At 40.1% G+C, this 25471-nt stretch carries 19 protein-coding genes, 1 tRNA gene and 1 other RNA gene; 15 read left to right on the top strand and 6 right to left on the bottom strand.

The features are described 5' to 3' along the window. Positions 1 to 66: 66 nt before the first annotated feature. The 3 genes from PYW36_RS10680 (at position 67) to PYW36_RS10670 (ending at position 3407) form a co-directional block, all read left to right on the top strand. Positions 67 to 978, top strand: coding sequence for a PLP-dependent cysteine synthase family protein (locus PYW36_RS10680; protein ID WP_103158708.1), 912 nt, complete (start codon positions 67 to 69; stop codon positions 976 to 978). Further along, positions 971 to 2110, top strand: coding sequence for a bifunctional cystathionine gamma-lyase/homocysteine desulfhydrase (locus PYW36_RS10675; protein WP_037575555.1), 1140 nt, complete (start codon positions 971 to 973; stop codon positions 2108 to 2110). The genes PYW36_RS10680 and PYW36_RS10675 overlap by 8 nt, the downstream gene beginning before the upstream one ends. A gap of 295 nt (positions 2111 to 2405) precedes the next feature. Further along, positions 2406 to 3407: a LysM peptidoglycan-binding domain-containing protein gene (locus tag PYW36_RS10670; protein WP_103158707.1), complete on the top strand. Its 1002-nt coding sequence runs from the start codon at positions 2406 to 2408 to the stop codon at positions 3405 to 3407. A gap of 61 nt (positions 3408 to 3468) precedes the next feature. Here the strand turns inward: PYW36_RS10670 and PYW36_RS10665 are convergent, their stop codons facing one another. Next, complete coding sequence (locus PYW36_RS10665) at positions 3469 to 4716, bottom strand: YhgE/Pip domain-containing protein (RefSeq protein WP_157946139.1); 1248 nt, start codon at positions 4714 to 4716, stop codon at positions 3469 to 3471. Between the two features lie 144 nt (positions 4717 to 4860). On the opposite strand from PYW36_RS10665, the gene PYW36_RS10660 reads away from it, so the two are divergent. Next, complete coding sequence (locus tag PYW36_RS10660; protein ID WP_103158705.1) at positions 4861 to 5472, top strand: TetR/AcrR family transcriptional regulator; 612 nt, start codon at positions 4861 to 4863, stop codon at positions 5470 to 5472. A 235-nt stretch (positions 5473 to 5707) separates the two neighbouring features. On the opposite strand, the gene PYW36_RS10655 is transcribed toward PYW36_RS10660, so the two are convergent. Then, positions 5708 to 5980 carry a hypothetical protein gene (locus PYW36_RS10655; RefSeq protein ID WP_037575566.1) on the bottom strand — a complete coding sequence of 91 codons (273 nt, stop codon included), beginning with the start codon at positions 5978 to 5980 and terminating at the stop codon, positions 5708 to 5710. 225 nt (positions 5981 to 6205) lie between these two features. Between PYW36_RS10655 and isaB the strand changes: the two genes are divergently transcribed. Further along, positions 6206 to 6715, top strand: coding sequence for an immunodominant staphylococcal antigen IsaB family protein (isaB, locus tag PYW36_RS10650; protein WP_037575569.1), 510 nt, complete (start codon positions 6206 to 6208; stop codon positions 6713 to 6715). 64 nt (positions 6716 to 6779) lie between these two features. Here the strand turns inward: isaB and PYW36_RS10645 are convergent, their stop codons facing one another. The 4 genes from PYW36_RS10645 to gltC are packed head-to-tail and all read right to left on the bottom strand — an operon-like array spanning position 6780 to position 11861. Beyond that, positions 6780 to 9041: an ATP-binding cassette domain-containing protein gene (locus PYW36_RS10645; protein ID WP_103158704.1), complete on the bottom strand. Its 2262-nt coding sequence runs from the start codon at positions 9039 to 9041 to the stop codon at positions 6780 to 6782. Further along, positions 9034 to 9864, bottom strand: a complete 831-nt coding sequence (locus PYW36_RS10640) for a YibE/F family protein (protein WP_103158703.1) — start codon at positions 9862 to 9864, stop codon at positions 9034 to 9036. The genes PYW36_RS10645 and PYW36_RS10640 overlap by 8 nt, the downstream gene beginning before the upstream one ends. Beyond that, positions 9861 to 10973: a YibE/F family protein gene (locus tag PYW36_RS10635; protein WP_103158702.1), complete on the bottom strand. Its 1113-nt coding sequence runs from the start codon at positions 10971 to 10973 to the stop codon at positions 9861 to 9863. Before PYW36_RS10635 ends, PYW36_RS10640 begins: the two co-directional genes overlap by 4 nt. A gap of 12 nt (positions 10974 to 10985) precedes the next feature. Beyond that, a complete protein-coding gene (gene gltC / locus PYW36_RS10630; protein WP_103158701.1) occupies positions 10986 to 11861 on the bottom strand; it encodes a glutamate biosynthesis transcriptional regulator GltC in 876 nt (291 codons plus the stop codon). Between the two features lie 123 nt (positions 11862 to 11984). Here gltC and gltB point away from each other — a divergent pair, with 123 nt between their 5' ends. The 10 genes from gltB to dnaX all read left to right on the top strand — a co-directional run bounded on the left by gltB (position 11985) and on the right by dnaX (position 25369). Further along, on the top strand, positions 11985 to 16490 hold the full coding sequence (gene gltB, locus PYW36_RS10625; protein ID WP_103158700.1) for a glutamate synthase large subunit: 4506 nt from the start codon (positions 11985 to 11987) through the stop codon (positions 16488 to 16490). A gap of 13 nt (positions 16491 to 16503) precedes the next feature. Further along, a complete protein-coding gene (locus PYW36_RS10620; protein ID WP_103158699.1) occupies positions 16504 to 17961 on the top strand; it encodes a glutamate synthase subunit beta in 1458 nt (485 codons plus the stop codon). 66 nt (positions 17962 to 18027) lie between these two features. Continuing rightward, positions 18028 to 18120, top strand: a tRNA-Ser gene (locus tag PYW36_RS10615). A 115-nt stretch (positions 18121 to 18235) separates the two neighbouring features. Beyond that, positions 18236 to 18403, top strand: coding sequence for a hypothetical protein (locus tag PYW36_RS10610; RefSeq protein WP_157946084.1), 168 nt, complete (start codon positions 18236 to 18238; stop codon positions 18401 to 18403). A gap of 301 nt (positions 18404 to 18704) precedes the next feature. Then, the gene (gene treP, locus PYW36_RS10605; protein WP_103158698.1) at positions 18705 to 20141 is read left to right on the top strand and encodes a PTS system trehalose-specific EIIBC component; all 1437 of its coding nucleotides are present in this window, start codon (positions 18705 to 18707) and stop codon (positions 20139 to 20141) included. Positions 20142 to 20157: 16 nt separating this feature from the next. Then, the gene (locus PYW36_RS10600; protein ID WP_103158697.1) at positions 20158 to 21798 is read left to right on the top strand and encodes an alpha,alpha-phosphotrehalase; all 1641 of its coding nucleotides are present in this window, start codon (positions 20158 to 20160) and stop codon (positions 21796 to 21798) included. A 15-nt stretch (positions 21799 to 21813) separates the two neighbouring features. Further along, positions 21814 to 22539, top strand: a complete 726-nt coding sequence (gene treR / locus PYW36_RS10595) for a trehalose operon repressor (RefSeq protein ID WP_103158696.1) — start codon at positions 21814 to 21816, stop codon at positions 22537 to 22539. Between the two features lie 93 nt (positions 22540 to 22632). Beyond that, positions 22633 to 22902, top strand: an RNA gene (gene ffs, locus PYW36_RS10590) — signal recognition particle sRNA large type. A gap of 179 nt (positions 22903 to 23081) precedes the next feature. Then, positions 23082 to 23615: a GNAT family N-acetyltransferase gene (locus tag PYW36_RS10585; protein WP_103158695.1), complete on the top strand. Its 534-nt coding sequence runs from the start codon at positions 23082 to 23084 to the stop codon at positions 23613 to 23615. Between the two features lie 65 nt (positions 23616 to 23680). Further along, positions 23681 to 25369: a DNA polymerase III subunit gamma/tau gene (gene dnaX, locus PYW36_RS10580; protein WP_103158694.1), complete on the top strand. Its 1689-nt coding sequence runs from the start codon at positions 23681 to 23683 to the stop codon at positions 25367 to 25369. The last annotated feature ends 102 nt before the right edge of the window (positions 25370 to 25471 follow it).

The raw sequence follows: 25471 nt of genomic DNA, 5'->3' as shown, positions 1-25471 counted from the left end.
ATTGAATCAAATGGCTGTATATAATATAATCCATATTTGAAAACTAAGAATTAGGGATGAACATGTATGAAGTTACGGCAATTGGATTTAATCGGAAATACACCGTTAGTAAACTTATCACATTATAGTACGGACGATGTGCAAATTTATGCGAAATTAGAAATGTATAATCCTGGCGGAAGCGTTAAAGACCGTTTAGGAAAATATTTAATCGAACAGGCGTTAAACAGAGGGGATTTACTTGAAGGGGGAACAGTCGTAGAGGCGACTGCAGGCAATACGGGCATTGGTTTATTGATGGCTGCAATCCCTTATCATATCGACTGTGTCATTTTCGCTCCAGAAGGTTTTGCGGAAGAGAAAATGGCAACGATGCGTGCTTTAGGGGCAACCATCTATCGGACACCTCGAGAAGAGGGGATGGTGGGTGCGCGACAACAAGCACAGGCTTACACACAAACGCATCATGCGTTTTATACGAATCAATTTGAAACGATAGACAATCCAAAAGCGTATCAACATACATTAGCTTCAGAAATTCTTACCGATTTACCGGACATCGATTGTTTTGTGGCTGGTGCGGGTTCAGGTGGCACTTTTTCAGGTGTCGCTGAACGTTTTGTCAGTCAAGGCATTCGATGTGTCGTTGTTGAACCTAGGGGGTCGATTTTAAGTGGTAATGAGAAAGGGCGACACGACACTGAAGGTATTGGCGTGGAAACGTGGCCGACGTTTTTAAAACGAGAGTGGATTGATGCTGTCGAAGTGGTTTCCGATGCCAAAGCTTTCCAACATGTGAAAGATTTGGCGCGCTATGAAGGATTACTCGTAGGCAGTTCTTCAGGAGCGGCACTAGAGGGGGCACTTCAAACAGCGAAACGACTCGAAAAAGGAAAGATTGTCGTTGTTTTTCCAGATGGAAGCGACCGTTACTTATCTAAAAATATTTTTACGTATGGAGGAATGCAAGATGAATAAAAAGACGCTATTAATTCATGGGGGCCAAACAACAGATCCTTATACAGGAGCGGTAACGACGCCGATATATCAAACGAGCACTTATGAACAAGATGCGATTGGTGATTTGCGTCAAGGGTATGAATATTCTCGTTCAGCAAACCCAACACGTACTTCTCTTGAATCTGTGATTGCGGCACTTGAACATGGGACGCACGGTTTTGCGTTTGGATCAGGCATGGCAGCCATCAGTGCAGTCATTATGTTGTTAGATCAAGGTGATCACATTATTGTCGGTTCTGATGTGTACGGGGGAACGTATCGTGTTATGACGAAAGTGTTCAACCGTTATGGGATTGAATTTGATTTCGTAAATACGACAGACATTGATAATGTTAAAGCTAAAATCAAAGAGAATACGAAAATGTTATTTATCGAGACACCCTCTAATCCTTTATTACGTGTGACAGATATTAAAGCGGTGAGTGAACTTGGAAAGCAACACGAGTTAATTACTGTCGTTGATAATACTTTTATGACCCCTTATTACCAAACACCGTTAACATTAGGTGCGGATATTGTAGTTCATTCAGCAACAAAATATTTAGGGGGCCATAGTGATGTTGTTGCAGGACTCGTGGTGGTTCAAGACGATGCGTTGGCAGAGCGCATTGGTTTTATCCAAAACTCAACAGGTGGCGTTTTAGGACCGCAAGACAGTTATCTTCTCGTTAGAGGAATGAAAACGTTAGGTTTACGTCTTGATCAAATTCAACGTAACGCCTTAGCAATCGTTGAGCTTTTAAAACAACATGAGGCTGTTGTCAAAGTGTATCACCCAAGTCTTGAGGAACATTTGAATGCAGATATTCATCAGCAACAAGCTGAAGGTATGCCAGGGATTGTGTCATTTGAAGTCAAAGATGTAGAAACAGCTAAAAAATTAGTTACAAAAACGAAATATTTTACATTAGCTGAAAGTTTAGGTGCTGTTGAAAGCTTAATTTCAGTTCCAAGTTTAATGACGCATGCTTCTATTCCAGCAGACGTTCGCGCAAAAGAAGGGATTGCCGACGGTCTCGTACGTTTGTCACTTGGCATTGAAGATACAGAGGATTTAGTGAAAGATTTAGAACAAGCATTAAACGCTTAACATTGGTATGAATAGCGCTTTGCGTGGCCCTACAAAGATGGAAAAAGGATTGTCGTCTTTGTAGGGCCTTTTTTATGACACGATTTACCCGAAATTTAAAATTAAAGAAAATCCTGTTAAACCCTATTAGAATATAATACGAAATGACAATATTGATTAATGGCGTAAATTAGGTAGAAGTATTTGTAATAAGAATGTTATATAACGGACATATGTTTTTCGCATAAGTCTGTGTATAATAAGTTTGTATAACTATAAAGCATAACGCAACTACACTATTTAGGAGGGGAAGCGCGTGCGTAAAAAATTAATTGCAGCGGTGATTGGGACATCAGCTGTTACCGCAGTGGCTGCATATGATGCAGAAGCTGCAACGTACCGTGTTCAAGCAGGCGATTCATTATGGTCAATTGCGAACAAATTCAATATTTCAATCGCTCAACTTAAGTCATACAATGGCTTAAATTCAAACTTAATTTTCCCAGATCAAGTATTAAAAGTATCTGGAGGAAGAACATCAACGACAACACAAAACAATCGTACAACGGGGACAGCGTCGGGTTCGACGTATACAGTGCGTAGTGGAGATACATTATCCTCTATTGCCGCACGTTATGGAACATCTTACACGAATATTATGCGTTTAAACGGCCTATCAAGTACAATGATTTATCCAGGCCAAACGTTGAAAGTGAGTGGTCGTGCAACAACAACGTCACCTTCAAGATCCGCACCTACACGTCCTACATCAGGTGCGCAGTCTACATATACTGTGCAAGCGGGTGACTCATTGTCCTCTATTGCCGCACGTTATGGGACAACGTATCAAAATATTATGAACCTAAATGGTCTAACATCATTTTTAATTTTCCCAGGCCAAACGTTAAAAGTGAGTGGGAGTACGACACCAACATCAACTTCTACACCGACACCAACAAACTCTGGATATTATTCTCCAGTGTTCAATCATTCAAATCTGTATGACTGGGGTCAATGTACTTGGCACGTTTTCAACAAACGCCAAGCTGCTGGTAAAGGGATTAGTACCTACTGGTGGAATGCGAATGCATGGGATGATAATGCCGCACGTGATGGTTACACAATTAACAATCGTCCTGCAGTGGGCTCTATTTTACAAACAGATGTCGGCTATTATGGTCACGTGGCTTATGTTGAACGTGTGAATGCGGACGGAAGTATTTTAGTTTCAGAAATGAACTACAGTGCAAGCCCAGGAATTATGACTTATCGTACGATTCCTGCTTACAGCGTTGCACAATTTAAATATATTCATTAGTGAACGAAAAACGGTGATGCGTAAATGGAAAAATTCCATATCAACGCAATCACCGTTTTTATTATGATTTAAATTTTTTGAATGTGTAGGCTATGAAAATGGAGAAAGCTCCGAAGAGAATAAAAGCGATAAATATGAAAATGCTCGTATTCCAACTCAATGATGGATTGACATAAATTAAATGCGCTATATCACGTGTATAGTATTTAAATGGGTTCCACGGAAGAATGTACTGTTGATAAAATTTTGGCACCATAGCGTACGGTAACATGACCGCCTGCATTGAGAAAAAAACGAACAGTAAAAAGAGAGGTGCAATCAAAATACCGACCCATACCATACATCCTAAGATGAGCAGTGAAAATCCAGCGACAGCAAGACTAACAAATAAGGCTGTTACGAATGGATTTGGAAAATCAAAGTGAAGAACACCATGTAAGAAATAAACATAAGCAAAACCACCGATGAGACTGGCACAAAAGTCAATGAGCATCGTTAAACTAGCCAAAGCGAGGCGAGAATGTGGGTGTTCGGATGTTTTGTTGCGTTTATAGTTAAAATACAATAGCACCGCCGTAATCATAGAGGCTAACCATACAGGCATAAATAAAACCATACTTGCATTTCCGTTAGCTTGATTGTCTTTGATAGGATGATACGCTTTCGATAGTGTTTTGACAGGTTGTATCACAGCATCGAGTTGGTCTACCGGAATGGATACATGATTTTGAGCTAATGCTTTGCGGTTTTGTTGACTAATTGTGGTATTGATTCCTTGTGTCATTTGATCGAGTGCTTGTTTGACAACGCGACCAAGTTGACCTTGTGCTCCTTCATTATAATAAGTGTTGATTTGAGCTTTACTCATTTTTACAGGTTTTGGTGCCTGTTGTTGTAATTGTTGTATCACTTGAGGAGGAAGTTCACCAGTTGCAACTTTCTCCTGCATTTCTTGTGTTTTATCTTTCATAATGAGTGATTGTGCGGGGCTGAACGCATGTGCACTAAAATCTTTTTCAATAACGATAGCGCCCGCATAGGTGCCGTTTTGTACCTTTTGTGTAGCCACATCTTTGTCTTTCAATGTCGTCCAGTTAAAGGTTTTTTGGTCACTTTCTGTCATTTTCTTTTCAATGTTTTGACCGATATTGATTTTTTTACCTTGGACTTGTGTTCCTGTATCTAAATTGACGATGGCCATAGGGACCTCTTTAGGTTTTGGGTTATATGCTGGATAAAATGCCGTTGCAAGAAGCACTAAAATGAGCATTGTCATGATAGGAATGATCCAAATTTGTTTGTTTTTCAATTGAAACATCTCTTTTTTACAACATAGTGTTGTTTATTTGTCATAGTGTTATTATAATGAGTTCATAAAGAGAAACAATACGCAAATTTTTAACATCTATTGTATAAACAACATCATCAAATAAATTGTTGGGAAAGTGATAACATGACAGACCGTCGAGTAAGAAAAACGCAAAAAGCGATTAAAGGCGCACTCATTCAATTATTAAAACAACATCCATTCGAACAAATCACCATTCAGCATATTGCAGATGAAGCAGATATTAATAGAGCCACCTTTTATCAACATTATTTAGATAAATATGATTTATTAGATCAAATAGAAGATGAAGTGCTATTTCAAATACAGCGGAATTTTCAGCAAAATGCGCAAAAAGTTTTATCAGAATCAGATGAACAAGAAAGAAAAGTGTTGTTATCCGTGATTCCAGAAGGGGTACTTCACATCATTTCAGAAGATTTGGAACGGTTCCAAATTTTACTCAATGTCCAACGAAATGGAGAAATGGAACGAAAAATAGGAGAGGCCATTTCCAGTAATTTGAAAAGCTTGTTCCCAGGAGCAGAGGTCATTAATGGAGTGCCGTTTCGTTATTTTCATGCCTTTGTTGTAGGGAGTATGTTTTCAGTTATTAAAACGTGGATTTTAGATGAGCATCGACCGTCAATAGAGCAACAAGCCGCATACATCTCGCAATTGATGTATCAAGGACCATGGAGCAATATTATCGAAGAAAGTCAGAAGCACGACATATAAGTGAGGTAGATGTCCCCACGCCGAAATTTAATAAAGAAAGAGATAGAAATCAGGAAGGCCACGAGGGAGGTCTTTCGTTTAAGATAGATTAAAATCGCCATCAAATTCACTTTAACGTCAATTCTGATGGCGATGATCATAATTCATATTTTAGATTAATGACAAACATTCGGGTGTGAAAGTGTCAACCTTGATGAGGTCTCAACCCGAGTTTTATGGGTGTTTACGCTTTGAATTAAGAAGCTTTAATGGTTTTGTAACGTTCTAAAGATGCTTTTAATTGGCGTCCTAATGAAAGCAATGACCAAGCTTTCGCAATGCCACTTTTAGCGCCGAATGTTAAATAGAAGTCAAGTAACATATCGCTAACACCGATACCTAATGATAAATAGTTTAATTGTTTGTTTTTGTTGTTAAACTGAGATTCGTTATATGAGTCAATCGCCACTGTTGCACTTGATAGGACGAATGACACTGCACTTAATGTTGAATTGTCTTTTTTAGCCATAAATACTCTCCTTACACTTACGTAGTCTTTGTAATAGTATAACATTTCATATGGAAATGTCATCTTTAACGGAAGTCCGTCTCTAGTAGTATACCCACATACAGCTAAAATATGATGTGAAAATAGATGATATTTTCATAACGTTTTGTTAGAATGAAACACATAATAATAAGGGAATGTTTTTATAACGAAACAAAATTATAAAAACAAAAGGAGTAATTGAAAATGAAAAACATCTCAAAAACACTATTAGCGACTGGATTATCTGTAGGTGTCTTAGTGGGTGCAACAAGTGTGACTGGTCAAGGATTTGATCAAGCCCATGCAGCGACAGCTCAGCAACAAACACCTTATTATACGTACAAAGGTCTTTTTAATATCCCTAATAACAATGCCTTAGAAGACAACAATTTTTATGCGGGACTTAAAGCGGATCAATTTATATTTAACGGTTTAAAAGTCGGAGAATCTACGAAAGCGGATGTTTTTAAAGCCCTAGGTTCTGACTTTAAAAAATATTATGGTAAAAAAGAATTAACGTTTTACGAAAAAAATGGCGTGATTGTCGGTTTTGACCATAACGATAAACTTGTAAATTTAACATTACGTATTAATCATATTAAAAATAGTGATAAATCTATTGAAAAACACGTGAAAAAAGGCGAAATTTATAATGCGAAAACAACACAAGTAGCCTTCTATCCAGGAAACTCCATCGTCATAAAAGCAAAATAAAGATAAAAAAGAAAAGCCGTACATGCAATCTTAAAGAGTTGCGTGTACGGCTTTTTGTGTTAAGTTAAGGGGTCGTATAGCGCGCAAGATGCTTAGCGGTAATGGACGAAGTGACTTTAAGCAAGTCTTTGGGAGGCCCGCTATATAAAATACGACCGCCTTGTGTGCCTGCGCCAGGACCGACATCAATGATCCAATCCGCTTGTGTCATCATGGTTAAGTTATGTTCGATAAGAATCACAGTATTTCCATCTTGAATGAGCTGTTCAAAGCGTGATTGTAAAATTGGGATATCGTCTTCGTGTAATCCTGTTGTCGGCTCATCAAAAATGAAAATTTTATTTGTGACTGTGTCTGTGAGGTAACGGCTCAGCTTGACTCGTTGAATCTCTCCCCCAGACAGGGTATCAAGGGATTGACCGAGCGTCATATAATCAAGACCTGTTGATTTTAATGCCTCTAGCCGTGATACAATCGTTGGTTCATGTTTAAATAAAGCGATGGCTTCTTCGACGGTTAGCGCTAAAACATCTGCGATTGATTGGCCGTCGACTTTTGCTTCTAGCACTTCTTTTTTATAACGTGTGCCCCCACAAACTTCACAGACTTGTGAAAAATCAGGCATAAAAGCAAGTTCGGTTTTTAACACCCCTTTGCCGTGACAGTTTGGGCAGGCACCTTCTGAGTTATAGCTAAACATGCTTTTTTTAAGGCCTGTCGCTTTACTAAAAAATGACCGTACGTTATCAAACACATCCATATAAGTTAACAAGTTTGAACGGTGAGAAGCATGCACCGGTTTCTGATCAATAAAAATCGCATCTTCATGGGTTTCGAATCCGGCTTTGATTAAGGAACTTTTACCCGAACCCGCGACGCCTGTCAGTACAGTTAAGGCGTGCTGTGGTAATTGTACCGTCACATCTTGTAAATTGTTACGAGAAATATTCGAAAGAGTGAACATGTCGTCATAATGCTTGGGCACGTGTTGTTTAAGTTGGTGATGTCGCGTTAAGGCTTTTCCTGTATCCGTTGATGAAGACAATAATGCTTCATACGTGCCTTCAAAAGCGATATTTCCACCGTTTTTACCTGCACCAGGTCCGATATCGATGACATGATCTGCAATTTTAATGACATCTGGGTCGTGCTCCACAATAATCACACTGTTGCCTTTATCTCGAATATTTAACATAATTTGATTGATTTTTTCAATATCTTCAGGATGTAATCCAACACTAGGTTCATCGATTATATAAACTAAATCCGTTAAAGGACTGTTTAAATGGCGAATAAGTTTGATCCGTTGTGATTCTCCGCCTGAAAGCGTGGTCGTTTCACGTCCGAGTGTTAAATAATTTAAACCGATATCATTCAATGCTTCTAATTGTTGTAATAGAGGCTCAATGATATAGTTCGCTTTCGCGCTATCAATGTGCTTTAAAAATGGAATCGCTTCTTCAATAGTCAGTGATGTAAAATCTGAAATATTGAGTCCGTTAATTTTACAACTGAGTACTTTTTGATTCAGGCGTTGGCCGTGACATGTCGGACATTGATGCGTCGTCACAACACGTTTCACATCTTTTAAAAAGCGTTTCTTCTCAAAATTATCGTTAATGAGAAATGAGCGTCTGAACCGATGAATCAAACCTTCAAATTTGGCTGTTCTTGGCCAGTTTGAAGGAGGATTTTTAAGTGTTTTCGGCTCTGTATATAAAAAGATGTTCATTTCTTCTTCAGTATAATCTTTCAATTTTTTATCGTTATCAAATAATCCAGAATAACGGTACCGTTTTCCACGCCAACTGTCGGGTTTAAAGGAAGGGAAATTGATGGCCCCCTCGTTGAGTGACTTATCATAATTTAATAGTTCGTTTAAATCTATATCTTCAACGTAGCCGAGACCTTGACACGTTTCGCACATACCATTCGGATTATTAAATGAAAAAACATCTGAATATCCCACAAAGGGGGCCCCGATACGAGACCATAAAAGTCTGACAGAAGCGTAAATATCTGAGATGGTACCGACAGTGGAACGTGAATTACCGCCGAGACGTTTTTGATTAATAATCATGGCCACAGGCAAATTTTCAATGGCATCGACATCAGGCTTATCATATTGTGTAAGTTGATGCTGAATATAACTAGAATAAGTTTCATTCAGTAAACGTTCAGATTCAGCCGCTACTGTGTTAAAGATGAGGGAAGATTTACCTGAACCTGAGCGTCCTGTCACTACTGTGAGTTGATGTTTCGGTATATCGATATTAATATTTTTTAAATTGTTTTGACGCGCGCCGCGTATACGTATATTAGTCATGACGTTCACCTCGTTGTTCCTTTACCCTAAAGTCGTCATCTAATGTATGGACTTTTAAGTCGAAAGGTAAACGATGATGATGTTGAATAAGCCAAGTAGTGAGTGCGGCGGTAATCGGAATACATATCGCGATGGCAATACCGCCTAAGATGATTGTAATCATCTCTTGAACGAACAGTTTGGCATTGATTAAATGACCAAAACGATAGTGCAAGTTGAAAAACCAAAAGACGAGTGTCATCGAGCCTCCGAGAAACGCGAGATAAATAGTATTCGCTGAAGTTGCTAAAATTTCACGGCCGACACGTATCCCTGAATTGAAAAGTGTACGCGCAGACAGTTTCGGATTAGTCGCATATAACTCATACATAGGTGAGCTGATCGTAATCGCTAAATCTATGACCGCAGCAATCACAGCGAGAATGACCACAAAAATCATAAATTGTTCCATATCCATGCCAATATTCATTGAAAAAATGTATGTTTCATCTTGTTCTTCTTGGGTGAACCCTTGTAAGTGACCGAGATGTACAGATAAATAAATCGCGACAAGCATAATGACTGTTGTGACGATACTTGAAATAAAAGCGGCAAAGGTTTTAATGTTAAAACTGTTTAACGCAAATAAATTGATGGCTGCTACGACAATACAGAACAGTAAAGTGACAATATAAATAGGAATCCCGAATATCATCATAATGATGGCGATGACGAGAAAAATAAAATTGAGAAATAATGTCCCAAATGCAATTGCGCCAGATTTACCACCGAAGATTAGCATAAGTAAAAATAAAATTAAGCCGAGAAGGACTACAGCGTTCATTGTTGACGTCCTCCTTCCCATTGATACCAAAGTTGCATCAATGCAATGGTGATCGGGATAGTAAGTACGATGCCTATGCCGCCAGTGATGGCACGCGCAATTTCTAATGACCAATTCATAGAAATACTATAAGTGAGCGTATTTGCATTTTTCAAATACAGGAGTAGCATCGGAAGACCGCCTGCTAAATACGAAAACAACAAGATATTGGTCATCGTCCCCATAATGTCACTTCCGATATTACGTCCAGCTTTAATCCAACGCGCACGCGTGATGTGGGGCGACCGTTGGATGATTTCGTGCATACCACTAGAAATGGTAATGGCCACATCCATCACTGCGCCAAGTGTTCCCACCATCACAGACGCTAAAAATACCGTATGAGGAGGTAACGTTAAAAAGCTCATCGTTTCATATTTAATGCCTTGGGCGTGGGTCAACATGATGACGCCCCAAGAAATACCTACACAAAGCCATGTCCCGATAAGGGTGCTCAAAATTGTAATCACTGTCCGCTTCGTCCATCCAATCACAAGCCATAGGGTAATGGTGGTGGCGAGGCACACAGCAAGGCTCATCACTAAAAATAAATTGAGCTGTGTATGCGCATTGTAGATGCCAATAGCGGTTAAAATCGCTGCGGTATTGAGTATTAAAGACAAGATAGATTGAATACCGACACGATGACCAATAATAAGAAGTGACAAAAAGAACAAACTGAGCATGGTTGCAATCAATGTATCACGTTTCTTTTCTTGGATAAAATGGTCATTGGTACTTTTTCCGATATGTAATAATACTTGGTCGCCGGGATGATACGCTTGCTCTTCAGATTTCGATTGATTATAGGAATGGTGCACCGTTATCGTTCGACCGGCATCTTTCGTGTTGAGTAATTGAACTTTTAATGTATCGTTATATTTTTTATCTTTATTATGATGTTCATCGATGGATGATTCTACATGATGCTTCGTAATTTCAGTCACTTTTCCAATAGGAGACGCATAAAAGCGCGCATTAAAAAAAGTGAAAGTAATGCCGGCAATGGCGATGAAAATCGCCACGAGTAGTGTCACCAAAAATGAACGGCTCATGTTAAAACGACTCATAAAGCCCTCCTTTTAATGATAAGTTGTATGTTGTTGTAAGTGCGCCTGTAACACGGCAACAACTTGTTGGACAGAATGATCACTTTCTCTAGGATAGGCGAGTGAAATCGTCTTTTTAAAATCAATATGAGAAAGCGAAATTTTAGACCATTGTTGTGTATGACTATATAGATTTATATAAGACGGTGCAACGACAAAGCCTTTTTCGCGTTTTAATATAAATCGTGCTAAAGGTGTTTGATTACACCGATAAACAGGGCGATTGGCATGTGTTTCGATGTAGGCAGCAAAGTCAGGTGCCACCGGTTCATGAATATAAAGTTGGTGCTCTAAAATATGTGACAAAGGTGGGTTAGGTACAGTCATTAAAGGGTGGTGCGGTGGCCCATAGAGCATATAGATTTCTTCAAATAAGGGTTGCGTGACATAATGAAGGTCTTCAATGGGTTCATTAGTAATCGCGATATCAATATCATTGTTGATCAGTGATGAATTTAAAGTATCAGTATCCAGAAGAAGAGGCACCACTGCGATGTCCAGTTCGGATTCGATTTTCTCTAACACTTGAGGCAAAATTTGCCCCACGGCTCCATCCACATATCCAATCATCATCATACTTGCGCGTGCTTCTTGATGCATTTGAAAAAAAGCTACCGTTTGATCGACTTGCTCTAAAATAGGCAAAGCCGTTTGTAGTAAATGTTTCCCCTCAGTCGTTAAAACAACATTACGTCCTTTTCTATGAAAAAGAGCGGTGCCCAATTCGTCTTCTAAATTACGAATATGACGACTCACCGCCGACTGTGCCACATCAAGTTCGAGTGCTGCTTCTGATATATGTTCACGTTTTGCCACTTCTACAAAGTATTTTAATTGTTTCAGTTCCAAATTCAGTCCCCCCATTCCTCTTTATATTATCTCAATTTGAGATTGATTTCATCTCAATTATATATTGATGTGATGAATGTACTTCTATATAGTAGATTGTATTACTGAAGAGAGGTGTCAGAAATGTCTAACAATTTAACGTATGCTCAAAATGGACTCTATGATGCGCGTGAAGAGCATGACGCGTGTGGTATAGGCTTTTATGCCAATATGGATAACAAACGGTCTCACCATATTGTTGAAAAATCGTTAGAGATGCTGCGTCGTCTTGATCATCGTGGAGGTATTGGTGCAGATGGAATCACTGGAGATGGCGCCGGTATTATGACAGAAATTCCGTACGCTTATTTTGACGCACAAGTCGCATTTGAATTACCGCAAGAAGGGGACTATGCGGTAGGCATGTACTTTGTGAATCAAGACCTTTCTGATGCAACTCTCAGTCAACAAGTGGCAGACATTTTCAAGTCGGAAGGATTACAATTGCTTGGTTTTCGTCAAGTGCCGGTCGATACGTCTTGTTTAGCTGAACACGTGGCACAGACGATGCCTATCATCCAACAAATGTTTGTGGGAAACGTGAGTGCGAACAATTTTGATCGTGCATTGTATCTCGCGCGAAAACAAATTGAACAGCTAAGTGCTAAAGAAGGATGGGATCTTTATTTCACGAGCTTATCAAGACGAACAATCGTCTATAAAGGGTGGTTACGTTCAGACCAAATCAAAAAATTGTACCAAGACTTACAACATGAAGATTATGTTTCTAAATTTGGCTCTGTACACTCTCGTTTTAGTACGAATACCTTTCCAAGTTGGAAACGGGCGCACCCGAATCGTTTATTAATGCATAATGGGGAAATTAATACGATTCAAGGGAATGTGAATTGGATGCGCGCACGTCAACAACGCTTGATTAAAACGGTATTTGGGGACGAAGCTCGTAAAGTGCAACATATTCTCGATGAAACGGGAAGTGATTCGGCAATTGTAGACAATGCCCTGGAATTTTTAAGCTTAGCGATGCCGCCTGAACAAGCGGCGATGTTATTGATTCCTGAGCCATGGCTATATAACGAAAGCAATGACCCCAATGTCCGTGCCTTTTATGAGTTTTATAGTTATTTAATGGAACCTTGGGATGGCCCGACGATGATTTCATTCTGTGATGGTGATAAATTAGGGGCATTAACAGATCGGAACGGTTTACGTCCAGGGCGCTACACGATTACGACAAACAATGAAATTATCTTCTCATCTGAAGTAGGTGTGGTAGACGTCGATGAAACTGATGTGGTTTATAAGGGGCAACTTAATCCAGGAAAATTATTGCTTGTCGATTTCAATCAAAATAAAGTCATTGGCAATGAAGCCTTAAAGCAACAAATCGCGTGTCAGCATCCTTATCAAGCGTGGTTGACAGAACAACGCCCTTCATTAGACTTAGCATCGGTTCAATACACAGACTTAGAGATGTCTAAAGATGAGGTATTCCGCCAACAACAACGGTTCGGTTATACGAAAGAAGAAATCGATAAATATTTAACGGAGCTGATGACAGGGGGTAAAGACCCGATTGGTGCGATGGGGTATGATGCGCCACTTGCAGTTTTAAATGAACAACCTGAGTCTTTGTTCAATTATTTCAAACAATTATTCGCACAAGTGACGAATCCGCCAATTGATGCGTATCGTGAAAAAATCGTGACCAGTGAAATGACTTATTTAGGCGGAGAAGGTAATTTACTGAAGCCGGGTCCTGACGCGTTACAACGCATCCAACTCAAGCACCCAGTACTTACGGCACAACAACTGGAACATATTGCGACACATGCATTAAAAACAGCTTATTTTTCAACAGGTTATACCCATAACTTAAAAGAGGCGCTAAACAAATTAGGGGAAGCGGTCACAGAAGCCGTTCAACAAGGGGTAGAAGTCATCGTTTTAGAAGATCAATCCGTGCGAGATGAAACACAATATGCGATGCCTATGTTGCTTGCAGTCAGTCATATTCATCAATTGTTGATTCGTAAGCAATTACGGATGCAAACGAGTCTTGTGGCGATGTCCGGAGAGATGCGTGAAGTCCATCACTTGGCTTGTCTCATTGGCTATGGGGCGAATGCAACAGTGCCTTATCTTGCACAAAAAACTATCGCTGATTTAACGACAGCTGGGCGCTTACAAGGGGATGTCACGGCTAACGTTGAAAAACTTAATACAATTTTTTCTGAAGGGCTCATTAAAGTGATGGCTAAAATGGGAATTTCAACGGTGCAAAGCTATCATGGCGCGCAAATATTTGAAGCGGTCGGTCTTGGAGATGAAGTGATTCAATCTTATTTCCCAGGCACACCTTCAAAATTATCGGGAATTTCTATTGAAACGATAGATGCCGAAAACAAACGGCGTCAAACGGTGGATAGTCCTTATCTTGCTCCGGGAAGTACGTTCCAGTGGCGTCAACAAGGACAATACCATACGTTTAATCCGATGACGATTCAATTGTTGCAACATGCGTGTCGAGATAATGACTATGCTCAGTTTAAACGTTTTTCAGAGGTCGCAAATACACATACCACAAGTCATTTACGTGATTTATTTGACTTCAAAGCACAAGTAGCGATTCCTTTAAATGAAGTTGAACCCGTGGAAAAAATTGTGACACGTTTTAAAACTGGGGCGATGAGTTACGGCTCTATTTCACAAGAAGCACATCAAACACTCGCAGAAGCCATGAACCGTTTAGGGGGTAAAAGCAATAGTGGTGAAGGCGGAGAAGCACTTGAGCGCTATGAAGTTCAAGACAACGGCGCGGACTATAAGAGTGCCATCAAACAAGTTGCTTCGGGACGTTTTGGGGTGACGAGCCACTATTTGCAACATGCTAAAGAAATTCAAATCAAAGTTGCACAAGGGGCTAAACCAGGGGAAGGCGGTCAATTGCCTGGTACAAAAGTATATCCTTGGATTGCAGAAGTCAGAGGTTCCACTCCAGGCATTGGATTAATTTCACCTCCACCGCATCACGACATCTATTCGATTGAAGATTTAGCACAGTTAATTCACGATTTGAAAAATGTGAATCGTCAGGCCGATATTACAGTGAAGTTAGTTTCTAAATCAGGTGTTGGCACGATTGCAGCAGGTGTGGCCAAAGCCTTTGCAGACAAAATTGTGATTTCAGGTTATGACGGAGGTACTGGAGCTTCACCTAAAACGAGTATTCAACATGCAGGTTTGCCATGGGAGTTAGGACTCGCAGAAACGCATCAAACGTTAATGTTAAATGGTTTACGTTCACGTGTGCGTCTAGAGACAGACGGTAAGTTGCTGACAGGCCGTGATGTGGCCTATGCCGCCATCCTCGGAGCTGAAGAGTTTGGCTTTGCCACAGCGCCACTTGTCGTTTTAGGTTGTATCATGATGCGAGTATGTCATAAGGACACGTGCCCCGTTGGCATTGCAACGCAAAATGGTGATTTACGTGCCTTGTTCACTGGTAAAGCTGACCATGTGGTGAATTATATGCACTTTGTTGCAGAGGAGTTACGTGAGATTTTAGCAGAACTCGGACTGCGTTCAGTTGATGAACTTGTCGGTCGTACAGATTTACTACGCCCCTCACATAAAGCACACAAACATCCGAAAGCGCGTGAGTTAAACCTTCAAGCCTTGTTGCACCAAAATGAAGGTGACCGAACAAAACAGATCGCGCAACAACACGGACTGGAACATGGGTTTGACTTAACGGAACTCTTACCAGCAACGCAACAGGCGATAGCGAACGGGACATCATTTTCAGGCACATTTAAAATCGGCAACGAACAACGAAATGTCGGCGTGATTACAGGTAGTGAAATTACCCAACATTATGGCTTAGCAGGTTTGACTGCTGACACTATTAAAGCTTATACCACTGGGCATGCGGGTCAAAGCTTAGGCGCTTGGATGCCTCGAGGTCTGATGATACATCATACAGGAGATGCCAACGATTACGTCGGTAAAGGCTTGTCAGGAGGTAAAATCATCGTCAATGCCCCAAATGTTGAGCGAGAAGATGAGATTATTGTAGGCAATGTATGTTTTTACGGAGCTACAAGCGGAACAGCCTATATTAATGGCCGTGCAGGTGAACGTTTTTGCATCCGAAATAGTGGTGCACATGTGGTCGTAGAAGGCGTTGGTGACCACGGCTTAGAGTACATGACAGGAGGGCGCGTCGTGATTTTAGGCGACGTCGGTAAAAACTTCGGACAAGGCATGAGTGGTGGTGTGAGTTATATTTTCCCAACAGATGTGGCCGCGTTCAAAGAAATACATGCATTAGAAACGTTAGATTTTGATACTGTGACAGATTTGAAGGAACAAGACATGTTAAAGCAGATGTTATTAAAACATGTTAAACAGACACAAAGTCAAAAAGCACGTCGTATTTTAGATGATTTTGACGCACAGTTAGCACAATGTATTAAAGTGATTCCGAAAGATTACAAGCATATGATGCAAAAAATTTATCATTTTGAGCAAGAATATGAGCGCCAAGAGGCATGGTTGGCAGCATTTAATGATCAGACGGACGTCGCGCATTCAGGAGAACACGCGTCAACGATTTCGGTGTATTAAAGGAGGGCATAGCATGGGTGAATTTAAAGGGTTTATGAAATATTCAAAACAAAAACTTGATGAGTTACCTTTGAAAGACCGCATTTCAAATTTTGACCCCTACCAATCTCGATTTACTAATGAAGACGCAGCGCAACAAGGCGCACGCTGTATGGATTGTGGGACGCCGTTTTGTCAAACAGGGGTCCAAATCGAACGTGAAACTTTAGGGTGTCCCTTAGGCAACTATATCCCGGAATGGAATGATTTGGTCTATCGTGGGGATTTTAAAACTGCTTATGAACGGCTTTCAGAGACGAATAACTTTCCAGACTTCACGGGGTATGTCTGTCCTGCCCCTTGTGAAGCGTCTTGTGTAATGAAAATTAATCGCGAATCAGTGGCGATTAAAGGCATTGAACGTACGATTATTGATGAAGCCTTTGACAAGGGGTGGGTAAAGCCACGGCGACCAAAAGTGCGTTTCAACCAAAAAGTCGCTGTTATTGGGAGTGGTCCAGCCGGGCTCGCTGCAGCAGAAGAACTGAATGTCCTTGGTTATACGGTAGATGTATTTGAAAAACAAGCGCAACCCGGAGGATTATTAACTTATGGCATCCCGAACATGAAATTAGATAAAAAGACCGTTTTACGTCGCGTGAAATTAATGGAAGAAGCGGGCGTGCGTTTTCACTGTAATGTTGAAATCGGTAAAGAAATGACTAAAGCAGAACTCGATGACACATATGATGCCATCGTCGTCTGCACAGGTGCTGAAAAACCTCGGGATCTTCCGCTAGAAGGACGAATGGGTCAAGGGATTCATTTTGCGATGGATTATTTAACAGAACAAACACAACTTTTGATGGGCGAAACTACAAAACAAACGATTTCTGCCAAAGGAAAAAATGTAGTCGTGATTGGCGACGGAGACACAGGAGCAGATTGTGTGGCAACAGCACTGCGTGATGGATGTAAATCCGTTGTACAATTTAACCGTAAAGCAAAAAAACCAGAAAGTTTTGAGATGAATGAGCATTGGCCATTTCCTGAACCGATTTTGAAAAAGGATTATGCCCACCAAGAATATGAAGCCGTCTTTGGTGTAGAACCCAGAGCATACGGAATTCAAACGATGCGGTTCGATGTAGATGAGATGTTTCAAGTACGTGGCATTTATGCACAAGTCCAACGCGATCAAGCGGACGGTTCACTTGTAGGAGATGATCGAGAGATTTTAATTCCTGCAGATTTGGTATTGCTTGCGATTGGCTTTGAAGGTGTAACGTCTCAACTAACACAAGCATTAAATTTAAAAGTGAACCGTCAAAAAATTATGGCAGATACGTCAGATTACAAAACAAATCAGCCTAAATATTTCGCAGCTGGGGATGCACGTAGAGGTCAAAGTCTCGTAGTCTGGGCCATCAAAGAAGGGCGTGAAGTCGCAGCTTCCGTACATTCACACTTAAGTGCTAAAACTTTTGTTTAATTTTTGTAAAATTTTTATTGACATTGTGTGCGGGCTATAATATTATATTTATTGTGCTCGTAACACGGAGGAATACCCAAGTCCGGCTGAAGGGATCGGTCTTGAAAACCGACAGGGGCTTAACGGCCCGCGGGGGTTCGAATCCCTCTTCCTCCGCCATTATAAGTAAAATCCAAGACTAATAGATATAAAAGCCAAATGTTTAACATGATTAAACATTTGGCTTTTTTACGTTATCATAAAGTAACCCCGTGGATAAGGAGCGGATAGTTTGATGTCATTCAAAGTTTTAATCGGCGTGATGATTATATTTACCCTTCTCAGTATCGTGACCGTCCCGTGGCTCTATTTTCAAGGAGAAGTGCTTACACCGACACTTTCACTCATCTCATTAATTAGCGCTTGGATGGTCTTCTATATCACTTATCGACAACAAAAGTAAAATATTGATGAAAAAGAAGCAAACTATTGTGCGCGTTTGAAAGCGAATGATAGTTTGTTTTTTAATGCTTTACTTAAGAGATTTGGTGTATATATGCGTTTTATTAGCCGTATTGATATATTTCTTCATTATATGGAAGAAAGGGTGTCTACTAGCGTCTCCAAAATGAAAAAGCAGAAGGTCACCATTTTCTATAAGTTATTTATGGACATTTGACCAAACATTCATGAAAGCCTTTACAAAACTTGTCTATACAAATTATAATCTGTATAGACAAGTCAAATATGAGGGAGTGAATGGGATGGCTGTGAAAAAGTCAGATGTGCGCGATATTATCGATGCCATAGGAGGAAAAGAAAACCTCCAAACAGCAACACATTGTGTGACGCGTTTACGTTTAGTTTTAGATGATGATACAAAAGTGGATAAAGAAAAATTGGCGGAAAACCCGCTTGTAAAAGGACAGTTTAAAGCAGACAATCAATACCAAATTGTGATTGGACCGGGAACTGTTGATGAAGCTTACAAAGTGTTAGTCAACGAAACAGGAACATCAGAAGCGTCGAAAGATGAAGCGAAAGCCATGGCTGCGAAGAAAGGGAATCCTTTACAGCGGCTCATTAAATTACTAGGAGATATTTTTATTCCGATTTTGCCTGCCATTGTGACGGCCGGTTTATTACTAGGGATTAACAACGTATTAACGATGCCCCTCATCAATCAATCACCATCGATTGTCGAGCGTGTGCCTCAAATTGCAGATTTTGCGAATATTATTAATGTGATAGCCACAACGGCATTTATTTTCTTACCCGCCCTTGTTGGTTGGAGTGCAATGCGTGTCTTTGGTGGAAATCCAGTACTTGGTTTAGTTCTTGGGCTCGTGCTTATGCATCCACAATTATTATCACAATATGACATTGGAAAGGTAGATAAAATTCCAGCTTGGCATATTTTCGGTTTGAAAATCGAACAGTTAAATTATCAAGGACAAGTTTTACCTGTATTACTTGCGGCATATGTCCTTGCGAAAATAGAAAAAGCGTTAAATAAAGTCGTTCATGACTCTGTGAAATTGTTAGTCGTTGGGCCGATTGCGTTATTAGTAACGGGCTTTTTAGCATTTCTGATTATTGGACCTCTTGCATTAATCGTAGGTAAAGGCATCACTGGTGCGGTGACGTTCTTATTCCAAAATGCGGGATGGCTTGGCGGTGCTATTTATGGTTTACTCTATGCGCCACTTGTGATTACAGGATTACATCATATGTTTTTAGCTGTCGACTTCCAATTAATGGGTAGTAGCGTAGGCGGAACGTATTTATGGCCAATTGTCGCAATGTCAAATATTGCCCAAGGTTCTGCAGCTTTTGGGGCATGGTACATTTATAAAAAACGTAAATTAGAAAAAGAACAAAGTTTAGCCATCACTTCAGGTGTTTCTGGCTTTTTAGGGGTCACTGAACCGGCGATGTTTGGTGTCAACTTACCGCTGAAATATCCATTCATTGCTGCGATTGTGACTTCAATGTTTGTAGGTGCATTTATCGGTGCAGCGGGCGTGATTGGTAATGTTGGTGTTGGTGGTGTACCAGCGATCCTTTCTATTAAACAACAATTTTGGGGCGTGTATATTATTGGAACACTCGTTTCAATGATTGTGCCTTTTATATTAACGATTATTTTCTCAAGATTTAGTCGTGAAAAAGCGAAAAAAATGGTCGATGAAACGATTTAATTAAGGTGGGATTGAATTGTCACAACAAGATTGGAAAAAGTCTGTCGTGTATCAAATTTATGTGAAATCATTTAATGATACTACCGGAAGCGGTGAAGGGGATTTACAAGGTATCATTGAAAAGTTAGATTACTTAGCTTATTTAGGGGTGGATTATTTATGGTTAACGCCTATTTATGATTCGCCAATGAATGACAATGGTTATGATATACGCGACTATTTCAAAATTAACGAACGTTTTGGGAATGAGGAGGATTTAAAAACGCTCATTCAAGAAGCGCATGCGAGAAATCTTAAAATTATGCTTGATATCGTGGTCAATCATACGTCGACAGAGCATCAATGGTTTCAAGAAGCCTTAACGTCAAAGGCGAGTCCTTATCGTGATTTTTATTTCTTCAAACCGAGCGAAGACGGTCCGCCAACCAATTGGGAATCCAAATTCGGAGGCAATGCATGGGAATACGATGAGGCTTCAGATGAATATTACTTACATCTTTTTGATGTCACTCAAGCGGATTTGAACTGGGACAACCCTCGCGTGCGTGATGAAGTGTATAAAATTGTGAATCATTGGATAGCTTTAGGTGTTGATGGATTTCGTTTTGATGTGATTAATCTCATTTCTAAAGGAGAATTTAAAAATTCAGAAGCGATAGGGAAAGAGTTTTATACTGATGGGCCTCGTGTCCATGAGTTTTTACATGAACTTAATCGCAACACATTCGGTGATAAAGAGATGATGACGGTGGGGGAAATGTCGTCTACTACGCTCGAGCATTGTATTCAATACACACGTGAAGACCGACAAGAATTGAGCAGTGTGTTTAATTTTCATCATTTAAAAGTAGACTACAAAGACGGTGAAAAGTGGTCCAATCAAAAATTTGATTTACAACAGTTGAAATCTATATTAATGGATTGGCAACGCGGAATATACGATGGCGGAGGATGGAATGCGATATTTTGGTGTAACCATGATCAACCTCGGGTCGTATCACGATTTGGAAGTGATGAAAATGAAGCGCTCAGACAAACAAGTGCGAAAACCCTTGCGATCGTGTTGCATATGCTTCAAGGGACACCTTACATTTACCAAGGGGAAGAAATCGGCATGACAGATCCTCATTTTACTTCCATTGGGCAATACCGCGATGTGGAATCCTTAAATGCCTATGAAATGATGCAAGAAAAAGGTTATACAGAAGCTGAAATTTTAACTATTCTTGGTCAAAAATCGCGTGATAACTCTCGAACACCGATGCAGTGGGATAAGACGTCACATGCAGGTTTTACAACTGGAACGCCTTGGATAGAAGTCGCGCATAATTATACGACGATTAATGCTGAAGACGCCATCGCAGATAAAAATTCTATTTTTCACACTTACCGGGAATTGATACGATTGCGTCATGAATATGATATTATCACGTATGGAGATATTATACCGCGGTTGATGGATCACCCTTCACTTTTTGTGTATGAACGACACTATCACGGGGAGATATGGACGATTGTGGCTAACATGACAAAAGATACGGTGACTTTACCCGAGACATTGAATATTGAAGGGCGACCTGTGATTGAAAATGGTAAAGTGGATAAGCATGAAATTGGACCTTACGGAGCGATTGTCGTCGCAAAAGAAAAAGAATAAAAGGCGGAACTGAACATGAAACAAAACAAATTCAAACTCATATACGAGCAAATGCGACACGACATCTTAGAGGGGAACTATCATTATGGTGATCAACTCCCCTCTGAACATCAACTGGTAGAAAATTACAACGTGTCACGTGAAACAGTCCGTAAAAGTTTGAATATGCTTGTTGCGGACGGGATGATTCAAAAAATTCGAGGTAAAGGATCTGTTGTGATCTATCAAGGGGTCACAGAGTTTCCATTTGCGGACTTAATGAGCTTTAAAGAAGTTAAGAGCGCTTTGCACTTACAACATCAAACCGTTGTCCATACGTTTGAAAAGGTACAAGCTAGTGAAGTGCCACACGTGAAAGAAGCCCTTCGCATAGCTTTAGATACGCCTTTGTGGCATTTTGTGCGCTATCGCCAAGTAGAAGGCGTGACCAAAATCATAGATGAAGATTATGTGCTCTTTGAATTGTTCCCGGATTTAACTGAGAAGGTCGTTCAAAACTCTCTCTATGATTACATTGAGAATGAAAAAGGCTTTGAAATTAGTTTTTCAAGTAAGTCGATTACTTTCGAACCCTTTGGAGATGCCGAACGTGAAGCATTTGGCACAATGTCACCAGAATATACGGCGACCGTTCGTGGGATTGTTCATTTGAAAGATACAACGAAATTTCAATATAACGTCTCTAAACATATTGCGACGGAGTTTAAGTTTATAGATTTTTCAAGACGGCATAAAATTTAAAGATGTCTATTTGTCGCTTGTTCAAAGGATTGTCAAAGATAGAATGAGTTAGGACTTGCATTTGCCTTATAGGATATAGTAATATTAATTTTACCGTGCTAAGCGGGGAGGTAGCGGTTCCCTGTTCTCGAAAACCGCTTTATGCGAGGCTGAATTCCTTTGTCGCGGATGTGTATTTGTGAAGTCTGCCCAAAGCACGAGGTGTTTGAAGATTTCGGTCCCATGCAATATGAACCCATGAACCATGTCAGGTCCTGACGGAAGCAGCATTAAGTGGATTCTCATATGTGCCGTGGGGTAGCCGAGATTTAGCTATCGACTTTGGTAACGTTTGTGATGCACATACAACACAAAGGTGCGCGGTTTTTTTAAAGGAAATGATATTAACTATATAAATAGATGATGAGGGTTGAGACAATTTATGTTTCAACCCCTTTATTGTATTCTGTGATGTCTGAGCCAGTGAGAAACAGATGAGGTTTGTCTAAACTTTGTTATAATATGTATAGGATATTGTACGTATAGAAATAAGGAGGGATGAGATGTCGATTTATATTAGCACGTTAACTGAAAATGATTATGAGCCTTCTCTTAATATGATTCGTGAGGCTTTTAAAGAGATGCCTGAGTCAGATCATCAAGAGCAAGCGTTGGTTCGAAAATTGCGTCTTGAACCTGGGTATCACTATGAACTTGAAGTGATAGCGAAAGATGAAGTGGGAGAAATTATTGGTCATGCGCTATGTTCCCCTATCCAAATCAAAAGTCACGAGGAAACTTTTGATGCATTAGCTTTGGCTCCGGTTGCAGTGAAAAAGCCTTATCGTCAAAAAGGGATTGGTAAAGCGCTCATTCATGCCTTAGAAGAGCGAGCACAAGAGCTAGAATATACAACAATTGTCGTGCTTGGGCATCCGGATTATTATAAAGTTTTAGGGTACGAGTTAGCTTCAGAGCATGGGATTAAAACTTCCTTCGAAGTGCCGGAGAGTTATGTGAGAGTGAAATTTTTATGGGATACATTAGAAAATCCGCCTCATGGAGAGGTCATTTATTCAGCACCCTTTTTTGATTGAGCATGCACATACTTTTTAGAGTGAACATGCTATAATGAGACTATTGTAAAATCGGAGGTGCCAAAGTGAATTACCAAGCATTGTACCGGATGTATCGACCGCAAAGTTTTGAAGACGTCGTCGGTCAAACGCATGTCACAAAAACATTAAAAAATGCGATTGCGAAAAACAAACAATCCCATGCCTATATTTTTAGTGGCCCAAGAGGCACAGGAAAAACGAGTATTGCCAAAATATTTGCAAAAGCGATGAATTGTGAAACACGTTCAGATGGAGAACCCTGTAATGAATGTGCCAGTTGTGTGGGGATTACACAGGGGACCAATTCAGACGTTATTGAAATCGATGCTGCAAGTAACAATGGTGTAGATGAAATCCGAAATATACGGGATAAAGTTAAATATGCACCGAGTCAGTCTAAGTATAAAGTTTACATTATTGATGAGGTACATATGCTTACAACAGGTGCGTTCAATGCATTGTTGAAAACATTAGAAGAACCCCCTGCCCATGCGATTTTTATTTTGGCAACCACGGAGCCGCATAAAATACCGCCAACGATTATTTCACGTGCGCAACGTTTTGATTTTAAAGCCATCAATACAAATCATATTATAGAACGATTACGTTATGTTGCGGAATCTCAAAATATTGCTTATGACGAAGAAGCGCTCGCTTTCATTGCCAAAGTGTCTGAAGGCGGCATGCGGGATGCTTTAAGTATTATGGACCAAGCGATTGCCTTTGGAGATGAACGGTTGACTTTAAAAGATGCATTGGACGTCACAGGGAGTTTAGATGAATCAGATTTAAATGCGTTATTTAATGATGTCGTACAGGGGGATGTTCACGCAGCTTTTGAACGTTATCACAGATTTGTCAGCGAAGGTAAAGAAGTGAATCGTTTAATTAACGATATGATTTATTTTGTGCGTGATACGATTATGGTTAAAACGACAGGGGAGACGCCCACGTTTGATGCGCTCGTAGCATTTGATTTAGAAGTACTCTATAAGATGATAGATATCATAAATGACACCCTTGTTTCTATTCGTTTTAGCGTTAACCAAAATGTTCATTTCGAAGTATTGCTCGTGAAACTTTCTGAAATGGTAAAAGAAGTGTCACAAACAGGAGAAGTCGTCGTTAATCACGCACCGTCTGAAACAAACGATGCTATGATGAGACGGATGGAAGCCCTCGAATCAGAACTTCGTACATTAAAAAGTCAAGGCGTGACTGCACCGAGTGCCCCTTCTAAGCCAAAACCGTCTATGCGACGAGGTGGCCATGCGACGTATTCTGTTGAACAAATTGCAAAAGTATTAGATAAAGCGAATAAAGAGGATATTGCACGAATTAAAGAACGTTGGGCAGATGTGATTCAATATGCTAAGGATCGTGACCAAAAATCTTTAGTGAGCTTACTACAAAATTCAGAACCTGTAGCAGCGAGCGAAGACAAAGTACTGGTGAAATTTGAAGAAGAAATCCACTGTGAAATTTTAAAGAAAGATAATGAAAAGAAAGCGAGCGTTGAAAATGTCGTTCGAGACATTATTAATAAATCTGTAGAAGTTGTGGGCGTGCCTGCGGATAAATGGATGCAAGTGCGTAGTGATTATATTGACCAACGTAAACAAGGGCACTCAAAATCGGCAACAACCACGCAACCTCAACAAGACAATGTGGTTCAAAAGGCGAAAGATTTGTTCGGTGAAGAAACCGTTCATATTATCGAAGACGAAACATGACAATCGCCATAAAGGTATGTATAATTGTAAACGAATCTTAGAGGGAGCCCCCCTCACTATTAAAAGACGTTAAATGTCTGAATAAGGAATTATCGAGGAGGA

The sequence above is a fragment of the Staphylococcus chromogenes genome (assembly GCF_029024625.1).
GTDB classification, from domain to species: domain Bacteria; phylum Bacillota; class Bacilli; order Staphylococcales; family Staphylococcaceae; genus Staphylococcus; species Staphylococcus chromogenes.
Note: the sequence above shows the minus strand (reverse complement) of the source record. Positions and strands in the feature narration are given on the sequence as shown.